The sequence below is a fragment of the Thermoproteus sp. CP80 genome, from assembly GCF_002077075.2.
Taxonomy (GTDB): Archaea; Thermoproteota; Thermoprotei; order Thermoproteales; family Thermoproteaceae; genus Thermoproteus.
In genome coordinates, this window is sequence record NZ_LCWM02000008.1 from 40,138 (window position 1) to 46,375 (window position 6,238).

General features: G+C 63.8%; 6 protein-coding genes. 4 read left to right on the top strand and 2 right to left on the bottom strand.

From position 1 onward, the window contains the following. Positions 1-18 precede the first annotated feature (18 nt). Entirely contained in the window at positions 19-474 is a 456-nt protein-coding gene (locus B7L68_RS02795) for a DUF3800 domain-containing protein (RefSeq protein WP_081246169.1), read from the bottom strand. Between the two features lie 195 nt (positions 475-669). Between B7L68_RS02795 and B7L68_RS02800 the strand changes: the two genes are divergently transcribed. The 3 genes from B7L68_RS02800 (at position 670) to B7L68_RS02810 (ending at position 4,347) form a co-directional block, all read left to right on the top strand. Then, on the top strand, positions 670-1,785 hold the full coding sequence (locus B7L68_RS02800) for a TIGR04053 family radical SAM/SPASM domain-containing protein (protein WP_081246170.1): 1,116 nt from the start codon (positions 670-672) through the stop codon (positions 1,783-1,785). Between the two features lie 78 nt (positions 1,786-1,863). Continuing rightward, the gene (locus B7L68_RS02805; RefSeq protein ID WP_081246171.1) at positions 1,864-2,667 is read left to right on the top strand and encodes a hypothetical protein; all 804 of its coding nucleotides are present in this window, start codon (positions 1,864-1,866) and stop codon (positions 2,665-2,667) included. A 6-nt stretch (positions 2,668-2,673) separates the two neighbouring features. Beyond that, positions 2,674-4,347: an ABC transporter ATP-binding protein gene (locus B7L68_RS02810; protein WP_081246172.1), complete on the top strand. Its 1,674-nt coding sequence runs from the start codon at positions 2,674-2,676 to the stop codon at positions 4,345-4,347. Here the strand turns inward: B7L68_RS02810 and B7L68_RS02815 are convergent. Continuing rightward, positions 4,315-4,911, bottom strand: a complete 597-nt coding sequence (locus B7L68_RS02815) for a YbhB/YbcL family Raf kinase inhibitor-like protein (RefSeq protein WP_081246173.1) — start codon at positions 4,909-4,911, stop codon at positions 4,315-4,317. The two genes, B7L68_RS02810 and B7L68_RS02815, sit on opposite strands and share 33 nt — an antisense overlap. Before the next feature lie 78 nt (positions 4,912-4,989). Between B7L68_RS02815 and B7L68_RS02820 the strand changes: the two genes are divergently transcribed. Then, positions 4,990-6,069 (top strand): energy-coupling factor transporter transmembrane protein EcfT, encoded by a 1,080-nt coding sequence (locus B7L68_RS02820; protein ID WP_238136293.1) that lies wholly within the window; start codon positions 4,990-4,992, stop codon positions 6,067-6,069. Positions 6,070-6,238 lie beyond the last annotated feature (169 nt).

Sequence of the window (6,238 nt, forward strand, 5' to 3'; positions counted from 1 at the left end):
GGAGCTCATCCTGGGGCATCATCGACAGCCCTTTCTCGCGCGGCCCTCGGAGATATAGCCCACGACAAGGTCAGCGAGCTGTAGGCCCGGGACCTTGTGCGAGGGCTTGTTGACCGCCCGCGGGAACTTAGAGGCGTCCGCGAGGCCCGCGTCCAGCACGAAAATATCCGCATCCACGTCGGCTAAGAACCTCCAAAGGCGCCCCTCGAAATCCCTCTGGGAGACGTAGTGCGCCGCGAAGTATCTGACCTCGAAATCCCTCAGCAAGGCCTCGACGAGGTCCCTGCCCCCTCTCCTCTTGACGCGCCTCCACTTGAGCTCGCCGACGATCCCCAGCCTCCGCCTTATCCCGTCCACTATGTCGAGGCCCCAGTACATGTAGCTGCCCGTCACCTCAGCCGCCAGGCCGGCCACCACGACGCAGTTGCAGAAGGACTTAGTCCCCGACTCGTCGACGAAGACGACCCGCCTCATCGGAGCCGATCGACTAAAGCTTATAAACAGCTGGGCGATCTCTAGACAGATGTGGGCGGGGATGCGGCCCCGCAAGGGGCAGAAGCACCGCCTAAATGTTGTGCGGGCGGGGATGCGGCCCCGCAAGGGGCAGAAGCACCGCCTCAGCGACGCCGCCGCGCGGCCTTGTTTTTATATTGACCGTTCGATGGCCTCATGGATCCCCGAAAGCTGGCGGCCGAGTTCGACAAGAGGCCTCTACTCGTCTTCTGGGAGTCGACGAAGGCGTGTCCTCTGGCATGTAGGCACTGTAGGGCGGACGCCATACTTAAGCCTCTCCCTGGCGAGTTGACCACGTGGGAGGCCAAGGCGTTTCTCGAGCAGCTCGCGGATTTCGGCAGGCCTCCGCCCGAGCTGATAGTGACCGGCGGCGACCCCCTCATGAGGCTCGACGTGATGGAGCTCCTCGACTACGCCAAGGATCTGGGGATACCGGCCTCCCTCGCGCCCGCCGTCTCTAAAAACCTCTTCGAGGCGTTGCCGGAGCTGAGGGGACGGGTCAGAGGCGTCTCCATAAGCCTCGACGGGCTGAAGGAGGCGCACGAGGAGCTGAGGGGGATGCCGGGGATCTTCGAGTCGACTCTGGAGGCCGTAAAGGCGCTTGTGGGCGCCGGCATGAGGGTGCAGGTCAACACGGTGGTCTGGAGGAAGTCCTTCCCGCAGCTCCCCGACATATTCAAGCTCGTCTTCGACCTAGGGGTCAAGGTGTGGGAGGTGTTCTTCCTCATAGAGACGGGCCGCGCGGCGAGGTCTCTGGACATATCGCCCCAGGAGTACGAGGACGCCGTCCAGTTCCTGGTGGACGCGTCGCGCTACGGCGTCCAGATAAGGACCGTGGAGGCGCCTTTCTACCGCCGCGCCAAGATGCAGAGGGCCTCGGGCCTCTCCTACAGCTCCCCCACCTACGAGAAGCTGGCGGCGAGGCTGAGGGAGCTCATGGGCGAGCCGGCGAGGCCTCTAGACCCGGCCGTGGTCCCCACCAGGGACGGCCACGGCATAATCTTCGTGGCGCACGACGGCACCGTCTACCCGAGCGGCTTCCTGCCGTATCCCCTCGGCAACGTCCGCAAGGAGTCCATAGTGAGGATATACCGCGAACATCCGCTCCTGGTCAAGATGAGGAGGGGCGAGCTCGGCGGACGGTGCGGCGTCTGCGAGTACAAGGAGGTCTGCGGAGGCTCCAGAGCGAGGGCCTTCGCCGCGTTCAGAGACCCCCTGGCGGAGGACCCCGCCTGCATCTACACGCCAAGGGGCGCGCGTAACAGCGCGTAGGAGATAATACACTAAGCACTATATGGTGCTTAGTTTCCCTTATGTTTAATTCTTTAATAACAGAACCACCAGGTGTCCATGGAATCGATAATGTTCGCGACGACCACGACGAAGCCGCAGCCCCTCTGGAACGGCGTATATTTCAACACCAACACGATAATACCTTGGCCGGTCGTGCTGATATTCGTGGCCCTCTACTTCGTCCTGCTGGCGTGGGCCTGGCGGCCCAAGGAGGGGAGGGCCTTCGGCAAGTTCAGAACGGTCGACTTCGTCTACGTGGCCCTCGTGGCGGCGCTTTTACTGGTCTACAACTTCTTCATCAGCCCCCTGATACCGAAAATAGGCTCCATCACCACATATTTCTACTATCCGCTGATCGGAGAGATATTCTTAATACAGCTGGCCGCCGCCCTGTCGGGCAGGCCCGGCGTCGCCGGGCTCACGATGTTTATATACACGCTGCTGAGCGACATCGTCCACTACGGCTTCGGCGGCGAGCCCTTCTGGTTTATCTACGAGATGACGGCCTACGCCGGCCTCACGGACCTTTGGCTCATCTACAGAGGCGAGGCGATCTTCACGCCCTACCTGAGGCCGCCTAAAGTTCTGGCGACCGACGGAGGCGAGGCGCAGACGGGCGGCGAGGAGGCGGCGCCGCCGAGGAGGCGGTGGATCATCTTCGTGGACGGGATCATCAGCGGTGCCTGGGCCAGCTTGGCCTATCCCTTCTGGTGGAGAGGCTTCTGGGGCACCTTCGTCACGGGCTACGTAACTTCGGTGCAGTTCTGGGCCGTCACGAGCGCCGCCGCGCTGGGCGCCGGCATCGTGATGGGCGCCGTACTCGCCCCGCTGGTTTACTATATTAAGCAGGTGGCCGCCTAACGCCTGATGAAGGTAATCGAACTGAACAACGTTTTTGTCAGATATATAGAGCCCTACCGGCTCGCCCTGAGGGAGGTCACTCTGGAGATCGAGGAGGGGGAGTTCGTGTTGTTGGTGGGCAGGACGGGCTCCGGCAAATCCACGTTGATCAACGCTATAAACGGCGTGATACCCAACATAATTAAGGCGGATGTGCGCGGGAGGATCTCGGTGTTTGGAAAGGACCCGAGGACCGCCCCTGTGTATAAGACCGCGGTTGACGTGGGCACCGTATACCAGGTGCCGGAGAGCCAGATATTCGCGCTGGTCGTCGAGGACGACGTGGCCTTCGGCTTGGAGAACAGAGCCGTGCCGCCCGAGGAGATGAGGGCGAGGGTCCAGGAGTCCCTCGAGCTGGTGGGCCTCTGGCGCAAGAGGGGCCATCCGACCTTCCTGCTCAGCGGCGGCGAGAAGCAGAGGCTGGCCATAGCGGCCATGCTGGCCTTGAGGCCGAGGGTCCTCATACTGGACGAGCCCACGTCCATGCTGGACGCGGTGGGGACCAAGGAGGTGTTCGAGCTGCTCGGCGAGCTGAACGAGCGGGGCATTACCATCATCGTGGCCGAGCACAAGGTGGAGAAGGTCCTGCCGATGGCCGACAGGGTGATAGCCCTGGACAACGGCACGGTGGCCCTCGACGAGGAGCCCCACAGAGCGGTCGCCAAGGGGCTCCAGAAATTCGGCGTGGAGGAGCCCCAGGTGGCCCAGCTCCACAGGCTGGTGAGGCCGGAGGACCCGGCCCCGCCCATAACCGTGGAGGAGTTCCTAAGGGCGAACAGAGGGCTGACGCTCGAGGTCGAGGAGGCCGAGCCCCCCGCGGGCGAGGGGTCCGTCAAGGCCCTGGGGGTGGTCTTCAGATATCCGGGCAACGAGGAGCCCACCCTGAAGGGGGTCGATATGGAGATCCCGCGGGGCTCGGTGGTGAGCGTGGTGGGCCCCAACGGGTCCGGCAAGAGCACCCTCATGTATCTGCTGGCGGGCATAAACAGGCCGACGAGCGGCGTCGTCGAGATCGAGGGGAAGAACCCCTTCGAGCTGTCGGGGCCCGAGAGGGTGAGGCTGGTGGGATATGCCTTCCAGGACCCCGACCAGATGCTCATGAACACCACGGTCGAGGCCGAGATAGCGATGACCCTGAGGCTCGCGGGAGTCAGGGGAAGGGCGCTGAGGAGCCTGGCCAGGCAGACGGCCAGGGACCTCGGAATAGAGGGCCTCCTCGGCAGGAGCCCCCACAGGCTGTCCGTGGGCCAGAGGAGGCTTGTGAGCCTCGCCGCCGTCCTTGCGGCGTCCCCGAGGGTGTTGATCCTCGACGAGCCGACGAGGGGGCTGGACAGGGAGACGGCCGAGGCGACCATGAAGTACGTCATCGAGATGCACCGCGAGAGGGAGATGACGGTGGTTCTGGTCAGCCACGACATGAGGCAGGTCGGGGACTACAGCCAGCTGGTCTACGTGATGTACGACGGCAGGGTGGCCTTCAGAGGAACCCCCGAGCAGGCCTTCGCTGAGGCCGAGAAGCACGTCGAGTGGGGCGTGGATCCGCCTCAAGTTTACTATGTGTCGAGGCACTACGGCAGGCCGGCTGCGACCCTCAAGAGGCTGAGGATCTCACCTGCCGTACAGGCCGACGAGCGAGCCTAGCCCGACGACGTAGGGGCCCGCGGCCCTCAGGACCTGTCTGGCGGGGGCGCCGGGAGGCACCTCCAGGGTTGTGTTGAGCGAAAGGACCAGCACGATGTATCTGTGCGGCCTGCCCGGGGGCGGGCAGGGGCCGCCGTAGCCCACCTCGCCGAAGTCGTTGACCGCCTGTAGCCCGTAGGCGGTGACCGCCGCGGGGGGCACGCCCTGCGGGAGCCCCGTCGAGTTGGGGCTGATGTTGTAGATGACCCAGTGTATGAACTCCCCGCCGGGCGCGTCTGGATCCACCATCTCGACCAGGAGCGACTTGGCCCCCTGCGGCACCCCGCTCCAGGCCAGCGGAGGCGAGATGTCGGCGCCGTCGCAGGTGTATTGGGCGGGTATCGCCGAGCCGTTGCCATATGCGGGAGAGTACACGCGGATCGTCGCCGCGGCGCCCACGGCGCCGCCCCCCTCTACGGCGGCCGGCCTCACGTGGTAAAGGGCCAAGATGGCCAGCGCCACGCTGGCCGCGACGGCAATTAGGGCGACGGCCGCTAGGGCCGACGGCCTCTTCGGGAGCCCCATGGCGCGATGCATCCACGTATATATGAGCCTTATCGCGCCTCGGCCGCATGCTATTTATTTAGCTGGGCTCGTTCCTGCGTGGAGCTGGCCCAGGCCTCCGGTGGCGTCCCGGCGTCGGATCTAGGCTTGATCCTATATAATCCTGCAGTTAATTGGGCCATATCGCTGATCTACCTGATATGGGGACCTGCGCTTGTTATATATCTAATCTTCAAGCTCATAGGCTTCAGGGGGTACATGTCTCTGTTCAGATATGCAGGCGGCGAAACCTTTCTCTACAGGCTGGACCCCAGGGTCAAGATACTGCTCTCGGTGGTCGTCACGACGGTCGCCGCCATGACCGTCTGGTGGATATCGGCGATCCTCTTCGTCGGCGTCATGGCCCTATACGCCTTCACGACGAACGTGAAGGAGAAGATGAGGATAGTGGCCCCCTTGGTGTTGGCCTCCTTTATAGGCACCGCCTGGGCCCAGTCCATGATAGCGCCGTATAGCTACCTCCTCTACGACTTCGGCGAGGTCCACTTCATATACGCCTTCCCCGGGGCGCTCTCGGCCCTCGGCATAACGCAGGCCAACGGCACCGCGTATGTGCCCTATCTGGGCTACGTCCAGAACCCCGTGGGCCTCACCTGGGAGGGCCTCATCTACGGCCTGCAGATAACCTTCAGATCCGTCGCGGCCATAGCGGCCGGCTTGTTGCTGGTGTTCACCACACAGCCCTCAGATATACTGACCTCCCTAGAGAAGTCGGGGCTCCCGGTGGAGCTGGGCTTCGCGTTGCTCCTGGCCGTCTCCTCGGTGCCCAAGGTCCTGGAGGCCTCCATGACCACGCTCAACGCCCTCAAGGCCAGGGGGGTCGACCTCAGGCCTAGAGGCGGAAGCCCGGCGGCCGTCGCCTCCGCTCTAGGCAATACCGTGAGGTACGTGTTGCTGGCGCTGGTGACCATCGTGGTCCTGACCCTCAGGGACGCCGTGCAGATAGCCATAGCGGCCGAGATAAGGGGCTTCAGGGCCAGCAGGAAGAGGACCTACTACCGCGAGATGAAGATGCGCCTGCCCGACTACGTGGGCATAGCTGTCCTGTTGGCTCTGCTCGCCGCCGGGATATATCTATCCGGGGTGCCGGGCCTCGGCGCTATACCCTACAACCCGTAGGCCTAGCCGCAGTTGCAGCCGCCGCCAGAGGCGCCGGCCAGCAGCCTATTCTCCTCGGCGAGCTTCCTCCAGCAGTCGGGACACAGCAGTACCGACCCCACGCCCTTGATGTAGCCCTCCAGCAACGCCGTGTCGGACCTCCCGCACATATGGCACCTATACATCGCTT

Excerpts from the sequence above, each read along its gene's own strand:
- B7L68_RS02800 (WP_081246170.1), top strand. The coding sequence starts at position 670 with ATGGATCCCCGAAAGCTGGCGGCCGAGTTCGACAAGAGGCCTCTACTC.
- B7L68_RS02815 (WP_081246173.1), bottom strand. The coding sequence starts at position 4,911 with ATGGGGCTCCCGAAGAGGCCGTCGGCCCTAGCGGCCGTCGCCCTAATT.
- B7L68_RS02810 (WP_081246172.1), top strand. The coding sequence starts at position 2,674 with ATGAAGGTAATCGAACTGAACAACGTTTTTGTCAGATATATAGAGCCC.
- B7L68_RS02795 (WP_081246169.1), bottom strand. The coding sequence starts at position 474 with ATGAGGCGGGTCGTCTTCGTCGACGAGTCGGGGACTAAGTCCTTCTGC.
- B7L68_RS02805 (WP_081246171.1), top strand. The coding sequence starts at position 1,864 with ATGGAATCGATAATGTTCGCGACGACCACGACGAAGCCGCAGCCCCTC.